Below are 23,263 nucleotides of genomic sequence, written 5' to 3'. Positions count from 1 at the left end.
CTTCAAGATCTCTACAGAGCTTCTGGCTTATGAACTGAGAAATGCATTAGAACATCTTGGAGAAATTTCAGGTGAGGTAACGAATGATGAGGTGCTGGGGAATATTTTTTCTAAGTTTTGTATCGGGAAGTAAATATACTTCTTTTGATTTCTTTTTTTTTTTTTTTTTTATTGTATTTATTTGATTTTCAAACGGATATTAGTAATTTGAAATTGATTTAACCCCTAAAAACAATCTCGAAGTTTGCTATCATGTTTGGAATACATCCTAAAGAATTATATGATTTCGATTTTGATATTACGAAATATAAAATTGAAGAGTAAATATTTCTCAGCTGATGTAAGGATTTTTATACTTAAAGAAAATATTATTGAAGATGATTAATAATTTTCTTTTACGATAATAAATGACGACCGAAATAATCCTAAACTTAAAAACAAGTTTTTAAAAAACGGTTTTTTGATTATATTTAACAATTGAATTGAATAAAATAGTTAATGGCAATCAAGAAATCAGAATTATACAGCTCTTTATGGGCTTCCTGTGATGAATTACGTGGCGGAATGGACGCCTCTCAATATAAAGATTATGTACTTACGATGTTGTTTGTAAAGTACATTTCAGACAAATATAAAGGTGACCCGTTTGGGGCTATTACTGTTCCCGAAGGAGCGACTTTTGACGATATGGTTGATTTGGTGGGAACGCCAGAAATTGGCGATAAAATCAACAAGCAAATTTTGAATCCCATAAAGGAAGCGAATAAACTGAATGAATTTCCTGATTTTAATGACGAAAGCAAATTAGGTAAGGGAAAAGATTTGGTAGATACGGTGTCTAATCTGGTGCGTATTTTCAACGACCCGAGTCTGGACTTCTCTGGCAATTCTGCCGAGGGCGACGATATTTTGGGCGATGCGTATGAATATTTAATGCAGAATTTTGCAAAAGATAGCGGGAAATCAAAAGGGCAATTTTACACACCTGCCGAAGTTTCAAGGGTGTTGGCAAAAGTGATTGGCATTAACCAAAACAATTCTTCGCACCAGACAATGGTTTATGACCCGACCTGTGGTTCGGGTTCACTGTTGCTGAAGGTGATGAATGAAGCGGGCAAAAACATTGACCTGTACGGACAAGAAAAAGAAACAGCTACAGCGAACCTTGCAAGAATGAATATGATTCTGCACGGTGCTGAAACAGCTACTGTTACAGCTGATAACACACTTTCTCGACCAGCATACCTAACAACAATTCCCGTTGACATTTCAAAGCCAATAAAAGGAGACGCAATTTCAGTATTAACTGGCAGTACCAATTCTTCAGTGATTTTGAAACAGTTTGATTATGTAGTTGCAAATCCACCGTTTTCGTCTTCGAACTGGAAAAATGGGTTAAACGTAGACAGCGATGAATATAACCGTTTTGCTTTAGGCGTTCCGCCGGAAAAAAACGGTGACTATGCTTTTCTTTTGCACATTTTACAATCTTTAAAAGCCAATGGAAAAGGTGCGGTGGTATTGCCTCACGGCGTTTTGTTCCGTGGGAATGCCGAAGGTGAAATTCGTAAGAATATTTTAAAGAAAGGGTATATTAAAGCTATTATAGGTTTACCTGCCAACTTGTTTTATGGTACGGGCATTCCGGCTTGTATTATTGTGCTGGATAAAGAAAATGCCGAACACCGCAAAGGTTTGTTTATGATTGATGCGAGTAAAGGCTTTGTGAAAGACGGCAACAAAAATCGATTGCGAGAGCAAGACATCCGCAAGATTACCGATGTATTTGATGCTTTTGCCGAAGTGCCAAAGTTTAGCCGAATGGTGTTGATGACGGAAATTGCCGACCCTAAAAACGATTACAATCTCAACATTCCACGGTATATTGATACACAGGAAGCCGAAGATATTCAGGATTTGGCGGGGCATTTGTCTGGTGGCATTCCGCATAAAGATGTGGATGGCTTGCAGGTGTATTGGGATTTGTTCCCTTCGTTGAAAGCCGATTTGTTCAATCCGGCAAGAGCAGGTTATTTTGAATTAAAAGTACCTGCGGAAACCATTAAAACCACCATTTTCAATCATCCCGAATTTGTAGCCTTTAATACAAAAATGCACACCGCTTTTGATAAATGGTTGCACGAACAACAAACGCAGTGGAATAATTTGGATAAAGGTTTTGCAGTAAAAGAAGTCATAGAAACCTCGGCACAAACCATTCTGAGCCATTTTGAAAACAATGCTTTGGTGAACCGGTATGCGATGTACCAACACCTGATGCAATACTGGAACGAAGCGATGCAGGACGATTTTTATTCGATTGCTTTAGACGGTTGGAAGGCAGGAAACGAATACACCCGATTGGTCATCAAAGGTAAAAAAGGAAAAGACGGTAAAACTGCACAGGACAAAGAGATTGCAGGTTTGGCGGGTATTGAAGGCAGAATGGTAACGCCGGAAATGATGATACATTATTTCTTTAAAGAACAAAATGACAGTTTGCAGGATTTAGAAAATCAACTGAACCTTACACAGGAAGCCCTCGCGGAAATAGAAGAGGAAAACAGCGGAGAGGAAGGCATCTTCAGTGATTTGGAAAAAATAAATCTTAAAAATGTAAAAGACTTTTACAAAGAATGTAAAGCCGATAATGCCTCTAAGAAAGAATTGAAATACATTAAAAACTATATTGATACTCAGGAAGCTTTGGGTGGCATTACCAAACTGATAAAAATTGCAAAAGAGAATCTGGAAGTAAAAGTGGTGGCGCAATATCCTTTATTAACCGAAGCCGAGATAAAAGATATGGTTATTAACCACAAATGGACACCCGTATTGCAACAGGCATTGCAAAGCGAACAGGAAAAGCTGAGCCAAAACCTTACGCAACGCATTAAGGAACTGGCAGACCGCTACCAACAGGCTTTACCAACTTTGGAAACCAAGACGGCGGAAGCTTCGCAAAAAGTATTGGCTCACCTGCAAAAAATGGGATTGGTATGGTAAAGGAAAATACAATGAAACAAACAGAGATTGGTTTGTTGCCGGAGGAATGGGATGTGAAAAAGTTAGGTGAAGTTATTAGTTATATTTCTTATGGTTTCACTAATCCTATGCCAACAACTAATGTTGGAATTTGGATGGTTACTGCAAATGATGTTAAGAATGGAAAAATCAATTTTAAAACTGCGCGAAAAACTTCGATAGAAGCATTTAATAAATATCTCACTGAAAAAAGTAAACCAAAGCAGAATGATTTATTACTAACAAAAGATGGTACTTTAGGTCGCTTAGCTGTTGTAGGCAATGAGGTAATTTGTATAAATCAGTCTGTTGCAGTTATCAAAACTAATAAATATATAAATGTATTTTTCTTAAAACATTTACTTCAAGATAATTTTTATCAAAAAGTAATGATTGAAAATGCAGGAGGCTCTACTATCAAGCACATTTATATAACAGTTGTGGATAAAATGCCTATTATAGTTCCACCCTTACCCGAACAAGAAGCGATAGCGGAAGCCTTGAGTGATGCCGATGCGTGGATAGGAAGCCTGGAGCAACTCATCGCCAAAAAACGCCTCATCAAGCAAGGGGCAATGCAGGAATTGTTAACGCTTAAAGAGGATTGGGAGGTGAAGAAGTTGGGTGAGGTTGTACATGTCTATCGAGGAGGTTCGCCACGACCAATTCAAGATTTTATTACAGATAAATCGGATGGAATAAATTGGATAAAAATTGGCGATACATCATCGTCTGGAAAATATATTGTAAGTACTAATGAGAAAATTACTCCAGATGGTGAAAAGAATTCTAGAAGAGTTTATCCGGGAGATTTTCTGTTATCAAATTCAATGAGTTTTGGAAGACCTTATATTCTTAAAATAGATGGTTGCATACACGATGGATGGCTTGTTTTACAAAATTATAAAGCATATTTTGATACAGAATTTTTATATTATTTATTGACTTCTAAATATGTTACAGACCAATATAAAAGTAAAGCAGCAGGAAGTGGTGTGTTAAATTTAAATAAAGAAGTAGTAAGTACTGTAGAGTTAATAATTCCATCTCTTACCGAGCAAACCTGCATCGCCACGATCTTATCAGATATGGATGCGGAGCTGGAAGCTTTGGAAGGGCAACTGGGCAAAGCTAAACAGATAAAACAAGGAATGATGCAGGAATTACTGACAGGGAGAGTGAGGTTGGTGTAGAAAATTATGTAAATTATGGAAAAGGAGTTCTCTAAAAATAAACTTGAAAATATTGACTTGCTGAGTATTAATGAGCTAGGTAAGATTGATAATGAACTCACTTTTTACGTAGCAGATTATCAGCGTGGCTATCGCTGGGAAAGTATTCAAGTGATACAATTGCTTAAAGACGTTAATGAAAATCTCAAAGCTAAAACCTATTGTTTGCAACCGGTAATGCTCACTAAAAAAGAAGATGCCAATCATTCATTTGAAGTGATTGATGGGCAACAACGATTAACCACGCTCTTCATTATTCTAAAAGTTTTAAATAAGAGAGGCAACAAATTCCAGTTGCCTTTTACCATTGACTATGCCACCAGAAAATCTTGTATCGGGTTTTTAAAAGACATAGAAGCGCATCCCTTTGTTACACAAAAAGAAGACATTGAAGTAAGCTGGGATGCTGTGCCAGACCAAGACAAGAACGTAGATAATTATCATCTTTTTAGTTCCTATCACACCATCTTTCAATGGTTAGAACAAGCAAAAATAAATGAAAGCGATTTTCTGGAAAAGATGGTGAACGATGTAAAGCTGATATGGCATCCCGTGATGGTTTCGGAAAGTTCTAATGCCAAAAAGCTGTTCAGAAATATCAATAGCGGAAAAATAAGATTGACAAGTTCTGACTTGATTAAGGCTTTGTTTGTATTACACTTCCAAAATCTGAACCTACCACTCGCCAAAAGAAACCAGCTAAAAACGGAATTTGCAAACCAATGGAATGAGATTGAAAAACAACTCAATCAAGACAGCTTTTGGTTTTTTATTAATAATGGGGAAAATGAAAATTATGCTACCCGTATCGCTCTGCTGTTTGACATAATTACCAATAATACAGACAGCAGCAATAAGTATGCTTCCTACATTAAATATGCTGAAGGTTCTGAACCTTTGGACTGGAACAAAATATTGGATATATTCAGAAAAATACACGAATGGTATACCGATGAAAAATATTATCATCGCATAGGTTTTTTGGTAAACTCAAAGAAAATGAGCTTTTCAGCTATTGAAGATTTATATGAAACTCATAAAACAAAGCCTAAATCTGTTTTCTATAATGAACTGGAAAAAACAATAGAGAACTTTAAAAAATCATTTGATTTAAGTAGTATCAATTACAAAGACCAGCGCTTTATCTGTAAGAATGTTTTACTGCTGTATAACATTCTGATTTTTGAAAAAGATTTCCCTAAGCAGAAGTTTCCGTTTGATATGTATGTAAATGAAGAATGGAGTTTAGAACATATTCACCCACAAAATCCGCAAGATTTTACAAATATAGATGATGTTTTATTTTGGTTAGAAGACACCAAAAATACATTGCAACAAAAAAATAAATTACTAGATGAAAAACTTCCAGTATTAGAAAAGATTGACGCTTTTATAACAGCAGCAAAAGACGTAAATACAATTTATAATAAAGAGAAAAAAGATAAAATAAGAGAAATTAAAGACCTCCTTGAAATAGAAGTTACCACTCATAAAATTAATAATTTGGCGCTTTTGGATAAAACAACAAACAGTAAATTGGGTAACGGCTTGTTTAAAAATAAGCGTGAAATAATATTGAAGATTGATGGGAAAGATGAGGGAAATTATGTTCCTTACGCTACTGTAAATTGCTTTTTAAAAAGATACACCAGTAAAATTAATTTGCAAAATGAATTTTGGAGTGAAGCAGATGCCGAAAGTTATCTTGAAAATATAAAGACTATAATGTATGGGAAATAAAAAATTCACATTAAAACAACTGTTAACGGCTCAAAAAGTTGAAATTCCTGTATTGCAAAGAGATTATGTGCAAGGAAATTTGAAGGATAAAAAAGCAGAAAACATTAGGGAAGATTTTGTAGCAGATTTGGTAAATCATTTGATACAACCGAAACCTGATGAAATGACTTTGGATTTTATCTACGGCAAAATTATTGATGATGATTTGAGCGAAGAACAGGAAAGACGTGAAGAGCATCTGGAAAGTTTATTAGATACCGTAAGCGAATATGCTAAAAAAAGCGGTTATGAAATTCAAAGAAATTTTAAAAGGTTAAACGAATTTGTATCAAAAGACACATTTATTCCTTTTGATGGTCAGCAACGATTGACGACACTTTTTTTGCTTCATTTTTTAGTGTATACAAAACTCGATAAAGACATTTCTTTTCTACGCCAATTTTTATATAAAACACGTGAGAGCTCAAGAGATTTTCTGGAAGCCTTGTTGAATAATGCTTCTGATTTTGCCACAAATGAGGTTTGGGCACATTCTTTCCTAACGTTTATACAAGACCGTAATTGGTTTTATGACTTTTGGAAATACGACCCTACAGTAATGAGTATGATGGTAATGCTGGAAGCTTTTAGAGAAAAAATAACCCCGCAGGAAGATTTACACAAAAGTATCGTTACCATACATTCCAACTTAGAAAGCGAAAATGTATTGACTTTTGATTTTTTGGATATAGACGAGCATCAATTGGATGACATTTTATATATTAAGATGAATGCCTCTGGTAAAGAATTGACAGATTTTGAAAAATTCAAATCTTGGCTAATCGAATATGTAGAAGATAAAAAAAATAACATTGTAGTAGACGAGCAAGACTGGGAAACTAAGCTGGATACTGTTTGGTATGATTTGTTTTGGGAAGTAGATAAAAACAAAACGGATGAACTTCTTTATCAATTCATCAAAAAAATGTTGGTGTTTAAATATTGTAGTAAAGAAATTGTAGGCTTTGATGAGGAAGAAAAACAAAAAAACCAAAAAACACGAAAGCTGATTTATGACAAGCTAAATGGTAAAGACCCCATTTCTTTTAAATTCTACATTGAGCACAATATTATTGATGCTGATAGTTTAAATTTTATTTGGTTCAATCTTGATAAACTAACAGAAAATTCATGTGATGAACTATTTGAAACTTGTATTCGGAAGGTATGGAATAAAACATTTATTGCAAATTGGAGCAATGACCAATTATTTAAACATTTCTTAGTTAGAGATATTGCAGGTTTTAATTTGTTTCATCAAACCTTTCTATTTGCAGTTTTTACTTATGTAGAACAGCTCAATATTAATTCAGAAGAGTTTAAAGGAGAAAAATTTTTAGATTGGATTAGGCTAAGTAGGAATCTTATCTACAATTCAAGAATAGATGATGCTACGCCCTTCTTTAGTGCTATACAAAATATAAAAAAGTTTGGGGATAAATGTCTCGGTGTAAAATCAGTAGTTACACACGAAAAATTCATTGAATACTTTCCAGAACAGCAAAGAAAAGAAGAATTCAAAAAAAACCAAGATAAATACAAACTATGGAAAGATGATTTTATTACAGCAGAAAATCATTCGTATTTCTATGGTCAGATAGGTTTTTTGATAAGATTGTCTAAAGTTGAAAATGAACCAAACCTAGAGCGATTTAGGTATCTATATGCGCAACTTTCAGAAATATTCAACGAAGAAAATCTTAATGACAAAAATTTAATCGGAAGAAGTTTATTAACCATTAATCATCATTGGATGCCTGATTATGGTAGTAACCGATATTTGTTCTGTCTGTCTGATAGAGCAAATTCAAGGGAAAGGGATGAGAATTGGCGAAGAGTATTTAATAATCCTAGTAAAAGAAAAATCTTTAAAGATTTAGCTGATTTATACAGCCAATTTGGGAGCCTTGAAGATATAATTTTAGAAAGGAAGAAAGACATAAATGATTGGAGAAGATTAATTTTGGATTATCCCGGTGAATTGAACTATTGTAAACAAGGCCTGATTAATTATCAAAAAAATGGAGATTATATCCGTCTATTAGGGCAATCTCGTCTTAGTCATTATCATAGAGAATTGAGAACGTCGATATTATTTAATCGATTTTTGAAAGAAAAACTGGCATTGTCAAAAGACAATTATGGAGAAATGAAATCAGATGATGATTGTTTTATTTTAATGCCAATAAACGGCAATAAAATAAAAATTATATTTGATTATGATACTTTAGTATTACGCTTTTATGATAAACGAGAAGATAGTGAAGTTGAAATTTCAAAAGACAGTATAAAAAACATTGATGAAAATTTATATCAATTAATTGAAAGTATGAGTTGTTATACTTCTAATCCAAACAATATAGTAGTACAATGATAAATCCCATAGAACGCATTACCCAAAATCGCATTATCCAACTCTTCCGAAAAGAATTGGGTTACACCTATTACGGCAATTGGGAAAAAAGAGAACACAACAGCAATGTGGAAGAAGAAATTCTAAAACAGAATTTGTTGAAGCGTGGCTATTCCGAAACCCTTGCAGATAAAGCGGTAAAAGAAGTGTATGATTTGGCGACCACCAATTCCGGCAATCTCTATCATCGCAATAAAGCAATGTATTCATTATTGCGTTATGGAGTAAAAGCAAGACCAGATTTGGGCGAACAGTTCGATACCATTTTTCCGGTTGACTGGAATGATTTTGATAAAAATGAATTTGGTATTGCAGAAGAAGTTACTTTGACCAAAGGAGAAAACAACCGCCGTCCCGACGTGGTTTTGTATATCAATGGGATTGCCATTGGCGTATTGGAATTAAAAAGAGGTACTACCGATATTTCGGAAAGTATCAACCAATCTATTTCCAACCAAAAAGTGTTGTTCAATGAATGGTTCTATATTACCGTTCAGTTGTTGATGGCAGGTAACAATACGCAGGGATTGAAATATGGAACGATAGAAACGCAATCAAAATATTATTTGTCCTGGAAAGAAGACGAAGCAGATAATGCAGGTTATAAATTGGATAAGTATCTTAAAAAGTTATGTACTAAAGAGCGAATTCTAGATATCATTTACAACGGCGTAGTATTCGATGCAGGTATAAAAAAATTGCCTCGTCCACACCAGTATTTTGCTTTAAAAGAAGCGCAGGAATTTGTGCGTAAAAAAGAAGGCGGTATTATTTGGCATACGCAAGGTTCGGGCAAATCTTTGATGATGGTAATGTTAGGCAAATGGATTTTGGAGAATGTTGCCAATTCCAGAATTGTCATCTTAACAGACCGTACTGAACTCGATGACCAGATTGAGCGGGTCTTCAAAGATGTAGGCGAAACTGATGTTGCCAAAACAAGGTCTGGAAAAGAATTGATGCAGTTTTTAACTTCATCCAGACCGAGATTGGTTTGTTCACTGATCCACAAATTTGGCAATAAAACGGAAACCGATTTCGACACTTTCATCAAAGATTTGCAGAACAACCCTGTACAGACGCAAGGAGAAATTTTTGTGTTTATCGACGAATGTCACCGTACGCAAAGCGGTAAGCTCAATCAGGTAATGAAAGCAGTTTTACACAATGCTGTATTTATAGGTTTTACCGGTACACCTTTACTAAAGGAGGATAAGAAAACAACAATGGATGTATTTGGCAGATACATCCACACTTACAAGTTTAATGAGGCTGTTGAAGATGGTGTTGTAAAAGACTTAATGTATGAGGGTCGTTCCATTGAACAGAATCTAACTTCACAAACTAAGGTTGACCAATGGTTTGAAGCGAAAACAGCAGGCTTAAATGATTTTCAGAAAAATGAATTGAAGAAGAAATGGGGTACGATGCAAAATGTCCTGAGCTCTAAAAGTCGTATGGAAAAAATTGTGGCAGATATTGTGGTTGACTTTTCTGTGAAACCTCGTTTAAGATCACAAAGTGGAAATGCTATTTTAGTTGCTTCCAGTATTTATGAAGCTGCAAAATATTACAATCTCTTTCTCAATACAGAATTGAAAAATAAATGCGCCATTATCACTTCGTATAATCCAAATGCAAGTGATGTATCTTTGGAAGATACAGGTGCAGATAATGAAACGGATAAACAATTCATTTTTAAAACTTATACCGACTTATTAAAAGACGTCAGTCCAAAAGGCAACAAATCAAAAACAGAGACTTACGAAACCGATTCAAAGGAAAGTTTTAGGAAAGAACCAGCAAGAATGAAGTTGTTGATTGTGGTCTCTAAACTGTTAACAGGTTTTGATTCGCCACCTTGCACCTATATTTATATTGACAAGAGAATGCAGGATCATACCTTGTTCCAGGCGATTTGCAGAGTAAACAGATTGGATACTGACGATAAAGATTATGGTTACATCATCGATTATATGGAATTGTTTGGAAATGTTACTGATGCCATTAATGTCTACACCTCTGAATTAGACAGTGAAGGGTTTACGAATGAGCAAGTAAGTATTCAGTTGAAAGACCGTTTAAAAATCGCAAAAGACCGATTGTTCACTGCCTTGGAAACGGTAGAAAGCATTTGTGAAAATGTAGCTTTACCCAAAAATGATTTAGCTTACATTCATTATTTCTGTGGTAATACCGAAAATCCGGAGGATTTAAAAGCAACAGAATACAAACGTATGGCTTTGTACAAAGCGATTGTAGAATACATCCGTGCTTATGCCAATGTTAAGGCAGATTTTATTGCTGCAGAATTTACAGATGCAGAAATCAAAAGGTTTAATGATAAATTGGATGAATATTTAAACCTGCGTGAAATAATCCGTATTGCATCAGGCGAAACCATTGATTTAAAAGCATACGAAGCAGACATGCGTTTTTTAATTGACACCTATATCAAAGCAGATGAATCCGAAGTGATTTCTCCGTTTGAAAATATCTCTTTATTGGACTTATTGGAAATTGACATTGATAAGGCTATTGAAAGCCTTCCAGAGGGGATTAAGGGCAGTCAAGAAGCAATGGCAGAGGTTATTGAAAATAACATCCGAAGTAAAATCGTTGAAGAGCATTTATTAGATCCAAAATACTTCGATTACATGTCAGTGTTACTGCAGGAACTGATTGAACGCAGAAAACAAGAAACGGTCGAATACAGAAATTACTTGATAGAAATTAGTGATATTGCGCGACAAGTTAACCAAGGTAAAAAAGATGATATTCCGAAGTCGTTAAATACAAAAGGAAAAGTAGCATTGTACCATACTTTAGATGGAGACGAAAAATTGGCATTGGTACTTGAAGAAAAAGTTCAGTATGCGAAGCAGGAAGGTTTCAGAGAAAATTTAGCAAAGCAAAAGTTAGTAAAGAAGGCTATTTTTGACGTGCTGGATGATGTAAGTAAAGTGGAAGAGATTTACAAAATCATTGATGCCCACAAAGATGAATATTAATGGCCAGTGAAATATTACATATTGGTCCAGTGGAAATAGAGGTCACTTTTAAGGAGATTAAAAATCTGCATTTAAGTGTACATCCGCCTTACGGAAAAGTCACCATTGCATCTCCCAATTTTTATGATTTGGAGAAAATTAAAATATATGCAGCTACAAAATTAGGCTGGATTAAAAGAGAGCAGAATAAGATCAGAAGTCAGGAACGTGAAGAGACCAAGTTGATGATTACTCATGAAAGTCATCAATTTCTTGGAAAGCGTTATTTATTAAAAGTCATTGAAGCCAATCGACCAAAATTAGTTTTAAAGCATAATACAATTGAACTTTATGCAATACCAAACGCTTTATTGGAACAAAAACATAATACGCTTTATAACTGGTATAAAAGAGAATTAGAAGCTAAGATTGGAAATCTCATTTCTGATTATGCACCAGTAATGAATATCACAGACATCAATTTTGGAATTAGAAAAATGAAAACCAAATGGGGCAGTTGCAGTATTGAAAAACGGATGCTTTGGTTTAATATTGAATTAGCTAAGAAACCAATTGAATGCATAGAATATATTGTTGTGCACGAACTCGTACATCTATTAGAAAGAAATCACAATAAGAATTTTATTATTTTGATGGATAAATTTTTGCCAGCTTGGAGAGTACAGAAAAAGATTTTGAATGAGTTACCATTGTGAAAAGATTAAGAAAAAAATTGTGGGAAAAGTATATCCAGAAAATAATTTTTTATAAACTCATTGCGTAAAGTTGGGTATAAACTGTAATGTTAATAAACGAGAATAAACAAAAATACCTTAATAAAGAAGTTTTCAAGTATAATATATCAGCAATACAAGTTGCAACATTTAATTCACTCTAACTTCTCATAATGGTTCAATTTCAGAACAATTAGCTAAGTAAAACGACCCTAAATCATATTATCGGATCTTTTATCTCGATTCTTCGATCATTTTAATAGCTTTATCATATCGATCCAGTAAAATTTTCCTCATTACTTTATCATTTGAACGGCCCCAATAGTCATTTTTATAGGTTAATACCATACTGCTGAAAACACCTAGATCTACTTTTGAAAAGTTCCTCTTTAATATATTTATTGCAAAACGATCACACTCTTCTTCAGTGAAATTTTTATCGACGATGTGTCCTAACTCATGTAACAAAACAAAATCAAATTGAGTTCTCCATTGATCTTGAATGTGTGGGTAAAAAACATCCATTTCTAATGAAAGAGTACTCCCTCTATCTTTCGGTCTCTTATATGATTTTCCTACAATATTATTATAATTTTCTATCAATTGCACAGAGAATAAATTTGGATTTTCAAAACCTTCAGCATTTCGATAAAATTCAAATATTTCTGAAAGCCCGGAGATTATGGCGGCTCGGATTAACAAAGGCGAAATGTAAATATCTTTTCCAAAATTCTCAAGAAATAATTTGGGTACCGAATAGGGCTGTGACAGATAACCTATATTTAATTTACTTTGGGAAATTTTTATTCTTAAAGAATCCGGAAGTAAGCTTTTTAAATAATCAAAACGTTTAGATAGAGAATCTAGTAAGGGAGCAGGAAGATCATTTACCTTAAATCCAGGATTATAACGATCTGATTCAACTAATTCTGAAATATTTTCGAACGGTTGTGCGTAATATTTTTTGAATAGCTCCCTTTTAACCCATTCTCTTTTGAAACTGTAGTAACTATTTAATCTATTTGTCTTATCGTAATTTTCGTAAGAAGTTTTAAAGATCTTTTCAAATTGGTCATCCGGTATATACGATGGTAATTTTGGACTCAACAAATAGCTGGCTTGAAGAATACTATCAGCGTTTGCACGGCCTGATTTCTGTACAGGAATTTGAAGCCATACATTCTCATATTTAAGTTTTTTAGCATCAAGATAGGTGTATGCTTTTTGCATTTCAGGTTCTAAAAACAATGAGTCATACTTGGTGCCGTACACTTTTATCATATAGCTTTTAGCAATGTTTACAAGCTTTTGGTCCCCCTGAAATGCACAAGCATCCCCATCAAAACACCAGCTTGGATTTATAAGGATATAATCAAAATCAGGATGTTCAATATTCTTTTTATTATGAATTTCAGTCTCAAAAACATAGGTTGGTAAAGCCGGAATTTTGACCAGATCATTGTGCCATTTTAAAAGAACCTTTATTTGCGTCTCTTTGGATTTGTTATTTTTTTTCATGCTTCTCCTTGCAGATGAACAACTTATTAAGTTAAGGCTAAGCAAAAAAAATAGGAGAAATTTAAAAATAGGTTTCATTTTAATTACCTATTGATAGTAATTGAAAACTTTCCTTATCAGCTTCGGTAATGGCTATTTTTCCCGTTCCGTCGATGCTATTGCTTAACACTATCTGCTCTGGTTTATAAAATACAAATAAGCCATCATCCAATGTTATTTTGATTTCATCCTTTGCAGAATTAGTCCATTTCACATTCACTTTTCCATCAACCAATTTTTCTAAATTTGCCTTTACATCAGCATCTGAAGAAAGAGATTTATCAATTTGTATAAAGATATCTTTGGCTGTTACTGCTTCACGAACGATGAAATACTTTGGATCTTTGTGTCCGAATATTTTAATATCATCTTGTAAACGTTTCTTAAGATCAGGAAAGATTCCTACTATATCGTGATCACTAATCTTGTAAACATGTGCATCGTTAAGTTTAATTTTAAATTTCGAAATCTGATTTAAATTTAGTCCCGCATTGGCTCCAAAGATTGTACCGCCCGTCGATATAAATGATACTAAAGTTCCCAAATTCAAAGTCTTGGTCTGTTCCCGTTCCGGAATTACAATAATCTGTGCAGTAGGATTTACATCCAGATATCCAACCAGAAAATCAGTTTTTTTATCATTTCCCAGTCTATAAATTCTTCCGGGCTTATCTGCACCATTTGGAGCTGCATACATTTTGTATCCCGGCAAAATCTCCTGAACCGATGAACAAGAAATTGCTAACGTGCATATCCCTATGCTAGTCAATAATAGGTTTAATCTTTTCATAACATGGTAATTAGTAAAGCTAATTTACGCAAAAATTGATTTACATCGAAAAAAATACCTTGTATTCTTGAACTATTAAAAACAAAAAAGGACAGCCAACGGCTGTCCTAATGAGCATGCTCTCACTCTGGTAGTGTAAGGCCTTCGCCCTGTTGATACTGACCGGTCCTATAATGATGGGGTTTATTTTTTTATTGTTAAACTGAAATGAAATTTGCTTTTCATTGCCGAAACTATCTACCATCCACACATCAAATTGTTGTGAAACTAAAGATTCTGACGTGTAGTACAGCCGAAATTCTTTTTCCGGCAAAGGATAAAGATCTGTAAGTCTCCCCGAACGTTGGACAGATTTGTAAATTTATTTTTGTTCGAATATATATAAAAATTGAGTTGTACAGGCGAAATGTATCAATTATCATCGACACAGTCGGGAATTGTTAATAATTTGATTTACAGCAATTTATAACATATAAGGTGTACAGAAGTAGTACATATGCTATTTTTATGTTAACTATAAAATCGATAAAACCCTGTATTCATCGGTATTTGCTAAGACAAAATTCTTGCGGAAAAGTAGAAAAAAAAGATGTTGCAGCATCTTAATCGTGTACCACTTTTGTACACCTCGTATTGTGTAAACCACCATTAATACAGAGTTCTTTAGATACTGTATCGGGAAGTAATTGCCATTTTCTAAGTATCATAATACAACAATACAACCCGCATTAATAAAGGAAAAACAGAAAGTGTTATTTGACATTTTCTGACATATTTTATACGTTAAACTTCCCTGTTTTTCAGACTAATTAAAATTATTTAGATTTAGTTTGTTAAACATTATGAAAAAGAGCAAATTTTCAGAACACCAGATTTACAATTTGGTAGAAAAAATTGGAGGATGCATTTATGTAGGCAGGGGTATTTTAGTATATCAAAATAAGGAACAGGCGTAGATGAAATCAGATATGAGCCTGATTATCAGTTTGAATTGAAGGAAATAACCAACGGAAAATTTTCGTTTATCAATTAGATTTTACAGATGATGATTTACCCTGTAACCCACCCATATACACCGAAGGAAAACTCACTTTCTCTGGTAATAAGCTGACCTTTGGAAAAAATTGAAAAATAAATAAAAAATTTTCAATTAAAATTTAATACGTCAAGTTTTGTCGTTCACTGCCTCTAAATTTACGCTAGAGAAACAAAGTATAGATGTAAAACAAAGCAGAAACTAAAACAACGAAAATGGAAAAATTTGATCACGAATTGGGGGATTTATCAGGATTTAAGGTTTTGTCTTTCGAAGAAGTAAATAACGGATTTAAAGGAAATAAAAATCCTTTGCAAGGACTTTCAGGAATACAAAATTCAAAAGAAATTGAAACTAAAGATGACGAATACATTAATCTTACCAAATTACTGGGAGATCTAAAATCTAGCTATCGTGAGGGGAAGGGAGAGCAGTTGCAATATGTATTTAACGAATATTTTCAAGATATAGCCCAAACCTATATAATGGATGGGAAAAAACATATTGATGTTTCCGCTAAGATTTACCTCAAAAACGGAATGGTAAAAGTTTCTCAAAACTTGGGATTAGATAAACCTCGCATGGAAGTTTTTTTTGATGAAGAGGACAGGCTTACCTATTCTCTAACATTTCGTTATGAAGACACTATGCAGGATGCCATAGAGCTGAGGACACATTCTTTTGTAGAATACAAAGATCTGTTACTTTATTTGGGATATGGAAATGTGGAAACAGATTATGATGCTTCATTATTTTTCATCAGAGAATTTACCCACTTTTTAGAAGGCTCTGGAAGAGCAGATGATTTATATAAAGTATATGGAGATTTGCCAACCAGTTTTATTATAAAAATACATCTTCCTACTGATGTAGTGGTAAATCATTTGAAAATATTAACAAAAGAAGATAATACAGGATGGTTTAGCTGGACAAAAGATACTACCTCACTTTTAATAAAGGTAATGGGAATGTTCAGGAAATTTCAGGAAGTAGCAGATTATTTTTGGAAAAATCCAAAATTGCTTACTGAGATTTATGATAATCTGGATGGACATTCAGAAGTGTTGGGACAACGTAAATCTAACCGTATTCTTTTTGCTTCTGTACTAAATGTATTTGCTCAAAGAGATGTCAATTCTAAAAGCAAAACCACTAAAAATGCACTTCTTAATGGGGGAGGTTATTTTATAGAAAGTAATATTCTGGAATTGAATCAAACCTTAAATACGATCAAAGGAATTGTGAGTTTTGATTGGGATTTCGATTACAAGGATGCCATTTTCCTACAACAGAAAAAAATAGTTACAAAGACTATTGAACAACGAGAAACTGATGAATTTGGCAAAGGAGGAAGTACAGTAGAACAAACCCAAACATCATCTGAAAATATAGATTCTGGTCATTTATACCACCCAATGAATTTGGTTCATTTTACAGATAAAGGGCAGGAAAAAGCTAATCTGGTAACTGCTCTATTTATAAAAGCTACTGCAGATGAAGAAGAATGGGCAGAAGTAATGGAGAATATCCGTATTGGTGGAGATATTGTTGCTATTATTGCAGGATTTATGTCGATGGGACTTACTGGTAATTTATCTGTATTGGCTATTGCAGATATCGGTTTAGCAAGTATAGATTTAGCATTAATGAATGAGGATGTAAAAAAATGGGTTTCGGATTTACCGGGTGGAAAATGGTTTGTAGAAAACTGGGATACTATTTACGCTTTGATTGGAGCAGGAATTTTAAGTGCTGTAATGATTGAGGGAATTCTTACTCATGGTCCGGCTCTTTTGGAAACGATAAAGAATCTTAAAAACATAAAAGGAAATTATCTTATTTTTACAAAGCAGTTGGAAAAACTGATTATAGAGCTGGAAGCCTACCGACTGAGAAATCCGAGTAATGTAATCGAAGAAGTGATTTTGATGGGTGAGAAAAATGGATTACTACGAAAATTAGTGAAGTTTTTTTCTTCTTCAGATGCAAATTTCGAGTATATAGTAAAAAATCTTACTGAGAAAAAAATTACTGTAAGAAAAGCAGGAAATAATCTTTACGAGGTTTATTATAAATGGCATATAGTAAAAACAGGTACAGAGGCAGAAGTAGGAGCTTTTCTGAGTAGAGTATATTATGCTTCACCAACAAAAGCAACAGAATTTATACAAGGTGTGCTTATAGAATCACTTACAGATTTTGAGAAGGCAGGTCTGCTTAAAAGTATATATCATTACTACAAAGGTCTGAAATATAGGATCTTAATATACGAAGACCAAATTATTTGGAAAGTGGCTGATGAAAGGTTTGTTTGGGAGAATTCTGCAAGAGTATGGGGAGGTGAATTAGAGTTTGATTTTAATACTTACGGAGTAAAGGGATTAGGACAAAAATTTACAGATGAGGCATTTAACCATTTTGGAAAGAAAGTGAAAACGATAAAAGTAGAATGGAAGGAATTGTCTGATTATCCTGGTGGAGAATCTTTAGGATATAAGCAGTTTTATGAAGTTTTTGATGAAATTGGTGATGCAGATGAAGCAGTAAAATCAACCACTTTTTATAAAACGATGAGTAAAAAAGGATTTACAAAAGTCAAATCAGCATTTCCTGAAAAATCTGTCAAAGTAATATTAACAAAAAAATAGTAAAATTATGTATAAATCGAAATATTTAGGACGAATACTTGAAAACGGAATGTACTATAATTCAGTATTAAGCCAATATCTTATATCTGATTTTGAAAATTTAAAAATATCAAATCTCTTAAAAGAAAATATTAGAACCAATATTAATACTAATCAAAGTTTTGAAATTCCATTGTTAGATTTTAATGAAATACAAATAGCTTTAGATCAAAGAATAGAAGAACTTTTAAAGCATCCAGATTTTAATCCTTTTAAAGAAGAGTTGAGACAAAGATTTCCAGAACAATATGGAAGCCAACCTTTTGAATTTCATGGAAAAACTTATTATTTACATACTAAAACATTTCCTATTGACAGCTTAATAGATAGAATTATTGATTTTAAAGGATTATTAGAAGAACATTTAAAAGCTAATAAACCTTTAAAATATCAATATAAAGAATAATAATATAAGCCGTTTCTTAAATGATGCGGCTTTTTTATTTAATAGTTGCGGAGAATCAACAGAAGAACTGACAAATGATCTTCACTAATTGTGATATAGCAGAAAACTTAATATACCAAATCAAACAAGGAATACTTGCAGTATAAGTTGAACACCACTATTCAATAGAAAGGAAATTATTTATTTAATCATATAAGAATAGCTCAGATATTTTGCGATAATTATTGAAGAGTTTTCTTTTAAAAAAAGATTTTTAATATAAAAAGTGTTATGTATAGGTTGTTTTATGTAATAAATATCACATTAAATTTATTTTGTATGTCAATTTGTCAAAAACATAAAGTGGTATTCTTATTGTGCTGATTTTCAATAATCATGTAAATTTAAATTAATGGCAACAGACAAACAAAAACATTTAGAAGAAGTATTAGAAGCTCATAAAATTGACAAGCTAGTTTCTGTACGTCTTTAAACCAACTTAGACATTGTAGTTTAAATCCTTAAGGAGGATTTTCGGTTTATAAACTTATTAATTTTTGTTGATTATACATTTGTCTTGTTTTTCGGATGGATTCCGCTTTTGTTTGCTTTCTTTTTTCCAAAATCTGTTCTGATCTTCCGAAGTACATATCCGTGGGAGTGACGTTATTTATCGACTCCTGATAGCGCTTGTTATTGTAGTTTTCTACAGACTTCTCCACTGCATGGATGAGTTCCTCAGGGTGATTATAACAAGGGTTTAGCTTGGGTCATTAAGTTGTCAACCCATATTTTTCGAACTTGAATTTCCTGCAAAGCTTCAATGATCATCTACCTGATCTTTTTTATTTTCATCACATTTTCCTTAATTATTAAAATTGTATCATCTTCAACAATCTTAACTGGTGGCTTACTTGAAATATTATACATTTGTAAAAACATCCTTTCTAACTAATTACCATTGAATTCCAATCAAATGAGAGCATACCAATCTATTTTATTCCTCATTATCCTACACCTGTTCGCCTTAGGGAAAGGCCAGAGTATATCTGAAGAACAATTAAAGAAAGAATTACACGAGATACAACACAAGATCGGCGGTACAAGTATCGTAACCACTACCATAAAACAACTGGAAAAAAGCTACATAGCAGCCAAGGAGAATAAATATAATGTTGCATTCTCCATAGGTGTTGAACTGATGAGAACATATTCAACATTGGATAATTCGGAGAAAGTGATTGAAGTTTCAACGGATCTGGAAAACCATATCAATGAAGAGTCATCACCCCAGGAAGTATCCAATATGTACAAGATGAAAGCAACCTCACTGGGAGCTTTGGGGTTTCTGGAAGACTCTCACAAAGCTTATCAGGCTTCAAAAAGATATTTGGGGAAAATCAAAGATAAGGATGTGCGTCATTACTACAGCAGCCTATTTTATTCCAACTATGCCGGATATTTTGATCAGAGCAAAAAACAACCTGATTCCGTACGCTTAGCCCTTATAAAAGGTTTAGCCGAGGCAGAAAAAATATCAGAAAAAAAATCCAGTATATCCCCGGAAAAGAAATATGATTTGATTCTTTCCATACAGGCCAACCTCACATTGTATTATTTATGGATCATTACGCCCAACGATCCAAAGACGGCAGAAATGTATCTTTTAAAATCGTTGAAGATTGCTGAAAATATGGACATAAGTTCACTCAATAAAATGAACCTCTATAGAACGGCAGGCGATTTTTATTTTGATCAAAAGAATAACGACAAGGCCATATACTATGCCCAGAAAGGCTTAGAACTGGAGCGGAAAATTTCGTCTCCTTCCAGCCGGGAAGTCTTCTACGAAATCCTGACAGAGGCCTATTTGGCTAAAAACAATACCCTGGAGGGAAAAAAATACAATCAACTTCTTACAGTACTCAGGGACAGTATTAGAACTGCAGATAAACATTCGGTGAATAAAGTTACCACAGCAATTAAAAAAGAAAAGGATAAGGAAAAAACCAGTAGTGTCAGAAACTACTTATATGTCTTCTTCATTGTAATAGTGTTGGGATGTGGTGGTATTTGGTATTATTGGAAAAACAGGAATAAAGTCTTACAGCAGAGGTTTCAGGAACTTATTAGCAAAATAAAGCAGGAGTCAGAGAATCAAAAGGATGAAGAGGAGAAGGGAGAAGAAAAAACAATAAAGGCTCCAATCGGGGAGGGAACTGTCAACCAATTATTGAGTAAGCTGTCCAAATTTGAAAAAACAGAAAAATACCTGAAAAATGATATTACAATAGCCAGTATGGCAAGTAGTTTTGGCACCAATACTAAATATCTCTCAGAAGTCATAAAATCACACAAGGACAATAACTTCAATCATTATATTAACAGGCTTAGAGTCGAATACATTACGAGGAAACTGTATGAGGATGAAGTATATAGAAAATATAAGATTACTTCTTTGGCAGAGTTATGTGGCTATGCCAATCCCAGGGTGTTTCAGACTGCATTTAAAAAAGAAACAGGCCTGACCGCCTCAGATTTTATTAACAGTCTAAAAAATGAAACTGAACCGGAAACAGTCTAATACAAAATAAAATTATAATAAACTGACTATTGTCTGTCCAACCCAGACAGCATCATCATCAAGATAATTTTTTATCCATAAGAGTATATTGATTACGGATGAGTATTTTTTCATGATTCTCAGACTTTCAACAACATTAAAGCATTGAGAAAACCTACTAAAAAGGCTTGAGAACCGATCACCAAGTACATTGAACATTACACTGAATTTTTCAATTCTTCCAAAAAGTAGGAGGGGGTTAAACCGGTTTCTTTTTTAAAAGCATTTACAAATACCCTGGGCGTAACATATCCGCATTCTTCTGCAAGATAGGTGATCTTATATTCCCTGTAGATTGGATTTTCATAGAGCTTGTTGATGATGTAGTTGATACGAAGATTGTTGATATAACTTGTGAAATTATGATTTTTATAGATTTTTATCACTTCGGAAAGATATTTAGGATTGGTAGCAAGGCTGCTGGCCATCCAGGTAAGACTCAAATCCTTCCGGAGATATTTCTTTGAAGTCTCAAATTTTTCAAGCTTAAGAAGTAATGCCTTTACCGTTTCATCAGTAATGGTGACAGAAGATTTGACTCCTATACCTTCATTATTCTTTTCTGGTGTTAGGTCTATTGTTTTATCCCCGTTTTCATGATGTATTTTAGCAATGAGATCTTCATATTTTTTACGGATAATCTTATTGCTTCTTTTTCGGTATATCATCATGCCTACGGCTATCAGAATAAGAATAACAAAAGAGATAACAGCAATTTTCTTTATATTTTTCTCTTCATTAATTTTGGTTTCTGAAATCATCTTTTTGACAGGAACTTCCACGGCTTGCTTTTCTACGGAATTAATACTGTCATTCAATTTTGAAAAAAGATCGAGATATTTTTGCGAAGTGGTATGATCTCCAGTTCCCAGATAAGATTTTGCCAATACCATATATCCAACTCTCCGATTATAAGGCATGCTGTTCGACTTCTCCAAAGCCAGCATATTCTCTCCATATTCTATCGCTTTATGATAATCTTTTTTCATTTGATAAAACTCCTGAAGGGCCTGATATAAATCTATTTTTGTTTCCGGATTTATTTCTTTTTTAATTAAATCAAGCTGTTTTAATGCCTCCATAAAATAGAATTCAGACTTCTTGACATTTCTTCCTTTATTTTTGGAATCCCTGAAGTGAATTCCCAGATTCATATTTACTGACACCAGCATATCAACCTTTTTCTCTAAAGGAACATCCTTGCTTTTATCACTTATTTTCAAAACCTCCTGTCTGCTTTTTTCCAGATAATACAAAACCTTTTCGTCTGAACGTCCCTGGTAATATGGGGCAAAATTATAATAAACCAGGGAAGTCTGGTAATACCTCTGATCTGCTGCGGAAATCAGCTGTGCATATTGTAGAGCAATTTCATATTCTTTTAGACTTTCATCATACAGGCCCAGGTTTTCATACAATATTGCTCTTTTATTGTATAGCATGGATAATGTTTCATAATCCTTCTGACTATCGGCCAAATCTATGGCTGTGTTCGATATTTCCAGGGCCTTTTTATAATCATAATCCTGAGAGTAGACCAACATTATATTTTTTGTTGCTTCCAGTTCTCCTTTTTTACATCCAATAGCTTTGGCAAGATTATTAGCATGTTGAAGCAATTTCAGGGCTTCTTTACTTTTTCCATGGTTACCAAGAGAGGTTGCCTGATCTATCAGCTGGTCTATGTTTTTATTGCCAGGACATACAACTTCCGCATTAGCTGTGTAAAAAAATAAAAGGGTCAGAAATAAATAGATTTTATTCATAAGGAATTAGTTTTTAGAAGAAAGAGTTAACATCGTGACGATGAATAGCTGTGGCATTCATATGGCTCAAAGAGGTTAATGCATAATAGCTTATGTGTGGTCTTTTGATTTTTTATTTCTAAAAATTTATAATGATCCATTCCTTATTTACATTTCATAAATTCTCATAGGATGAGGTACTTTCATGGTAAAGATTGTATCCATAATTGTTATTTGAGCAAATGTAATGAAATATATATTCCTAAAA

Annotated in this window: 14 protein-coding genes; 10 read left to right on the top strand and 4 right to left on the bottom strand. The window is 33.5% G+C overall.

Annotated features, from left to right (window positions below):
- The 7 genes from IW16_RS26205 to IW16_RS22325 all read left to right on the top strand — a co-directional run.
- A partial coding sequence (locus IW16_RS26205) for a hypothetical protein (protein ID WP_131327962.1) occupies positions 1 to 133 on the top strand: 133 nt, incomplete at its 5' end.
- 365 nt (positions 134 to 498) lie between these two features.
- Complete coding sequence (locus tag IW16_RS22350; RefSeq protein ID WP_034749953.1) at positions 499 to 3,006, top strand: type I restriction-modification system subunit M; 2,508 nt, start codon at positions 499 to 501, stop codon at positions 3,004 to 3,006.
- Entirely contained in the window at positions 3,000 to 4,217 is a 1,218-nt protein-coding gene (locus tag IW16_RS25925; RefSeq protein WP_051890602.1) for a restriction endonuclease subunit S, read from the top strand. The genes IW16_RS22350 and IW16_RS25925 overlap by 7 nt, the downstream gene beginning before the upstream one ends.
- Positions 4,218 to 4,232: 15 nt before the next feature.
- Positions 4,233 to 5,996 (top strand): DUF262 domain-containing protein, encoded by a 1,764-nt coding sequence (locus IW16_RS22340; protein ID WP_034749950.1) that lies wholly within the window; start codon positions 4,233 to 4,235, stop codon positions 5,994 to 5,996.
- The gene (locus tag IW16_RS22335) at positions 5,986 to 8,409 is read left to right on the top strand and encodes a GmrSD restriction endonuclease domain-containing protein (RefSeq protein WP_034749946.1); all 2,424 of its coding nucleotides are present in this window, start codon (positions 5,986 to 5,988) and stop codon (positions 8,407 to 8,409) included. The genes IW16_RS22340 and IW16_RS22335 overlap by 11 nt, the downstream gene beginning before the upstream one ends.
- Positions 8,406 to 11,459 (top strand): type I restriction endonuclease subunit R, encoded by a 3,054-nt coding sequence (locus tag IW16_RS22330; RefSeq protein ID WP_034749943.1) that lies wholly within the window; start codon positions 8,406 to 8,408, stop codon positions 11,457 to 11,459. The genes IW16_RS22335 and IW16_RS22330 overlap by 4 nt, the downstream gene beginning before the upstream one ends.
- Positions 11,459 to 12,154 (top strand): M48 family metallopeptidase, encoded by a 696-nt coding sequence (locus IW16_RS22325; protein WP_034749941.1) that lies wholly within the window; start codon positions 11,459 to 11,461, stop codon positions 12,152 to 12,154. Before IW16_RS22330 ends, IW16_RS22325 begins: the two co-directional genes overlap by 1 nt.
- Before the next feature lie 252 nt (positions 12,155 to 12,406).
- Here IW16_RS22325 and IW16_RS22320 read toward each other — a convergent pair whose 3' ends face one another.
- The 3 genes from IW16_RS22320 to IW16_RS27285 all read right to left on the bottom strand — a co-directional run bounded on the left by IW16_RS22320 (position 12,407) and on the right by IW16_RS27285 (position 14,880).
- Positions 12,407 to 13,690 carry an ImmA/IrrE family metallo-endopeptidase gene (locus IW16_RS22320; RefSeq protein ID WP_131327961.1) on the bottom strand — a complete coding sequence of 428 codons (1,284 nt, stop codon included), beginning with the start codon at positions 13,688 to 13,690 and terminating at the stop codon, positions 12,407 to 12,409.
- A 79-nt stretch (positions 13,691 to 13,769) separates the two neighbouring features.
- On the bottom strand, positions 13,770 to 14,519 hold the full coding sequence (locus tag IW16_RS22315) for a hypothetical protein (RefSeq protein WP_131327960.1): 750 nt from the start codon (positions 14,517 to 14,519) through the stop codon (positions 13,770 to 13,772).
- A gap of 40 nt (positions 14,520 to 14,559) precedes the next feature.
- Entirely contained in the window at positions 14,560 to 14,880 is a 321-nt protein-coding gene (locus IW16_RS27285) for a TraQ conjugal transfer family protein (RefSeq protein WP_449390381.1), read from the bottom strand.
- Between the two features lie 890 nt (positions 14,881 to 15,770).
- On the opposite strand from IW16_RS27285, the gene IW16_RS22305 reads away from it, so the two are divergent.
- The 3 genes from IW16_RS22305 (at position 15,771) to IW16_RS25920 (ending at position 21,211) form a co-directional block, all read left to right on the top strand.
- Positions 15,771 to 18,203: a hypothetical protein gene (locus IW16_RS22305; protein ID WP_034749932.1), complete on the top strand. Its 2,433-nt coding sequence runs from the start codon at positions 15,771 to 15,773 to the stop codon at positions 18,201 to 18,203.
- A 7-nt stretch (positions 18,204 to 18,210) separates the two neighbouring features.
- The gene (locus tag IW16_RS22300) at positions 18,211 to 18,648 is read left to right on the top strand and encodes a hypothetical protein (RefSeq protein ID WP_034749930.1); all 438 of its coding nucleotides are present in this window, start codon (positions 18,211 to 18,213) and stop codon (positions 18,646 to 18,648) included.
- 955 nt (positions 18,649 to 19,603) lie between these two features.
- Positions 19,604 to 21,211 (top strand): helix-turn-helix domain-containing protein, encoded by a 1,608-nt coding sequence (locus tag IW16_RS25920; protein WP_051890600.1) that lies wholly within the window; start codon positions 19,604 to 19,606, stop codon positions 21,209 to 21,211.
- Positions 21,212 to 21,408: 197 nt separating this feature from the next.
- Here IW16_RS25920 and IW16_RS25915 read toward each other — a convergent pair whose 3' ends face one another.
- The gene (locus IW16_RS25915) at positions 21,409 to 23,016 is read right to left on the bottom strand and encodes a helix-turn-helix domain-containing protein (protein WP_051890597.1); all 1,608 of its coding nucleotides are present in this window, start codon (positions 23,014 to 23,016) and stop codon (positions 21,409 to 21,411) included.
- Between the last annotated feature and the right edge of the window lie 247 nt (positions 23,017 to 23,263).

It is taken from the genome of Chryseobacterium vrystaatense, assembly GCF_000737765.1.
GTDB classification, from domain to species: Bacteria; Bacteroidota; Bacteroidia; order Flavobacteriales; family Weeksellaceae; genus Chryseobacterium; species Chryseobacterium vrystaatense.
The sequence above is the reverse complement of the archived record's forward strand: the minus strand, read 5'-3'. Positions and strand labels throughout refer to the sequence as shown.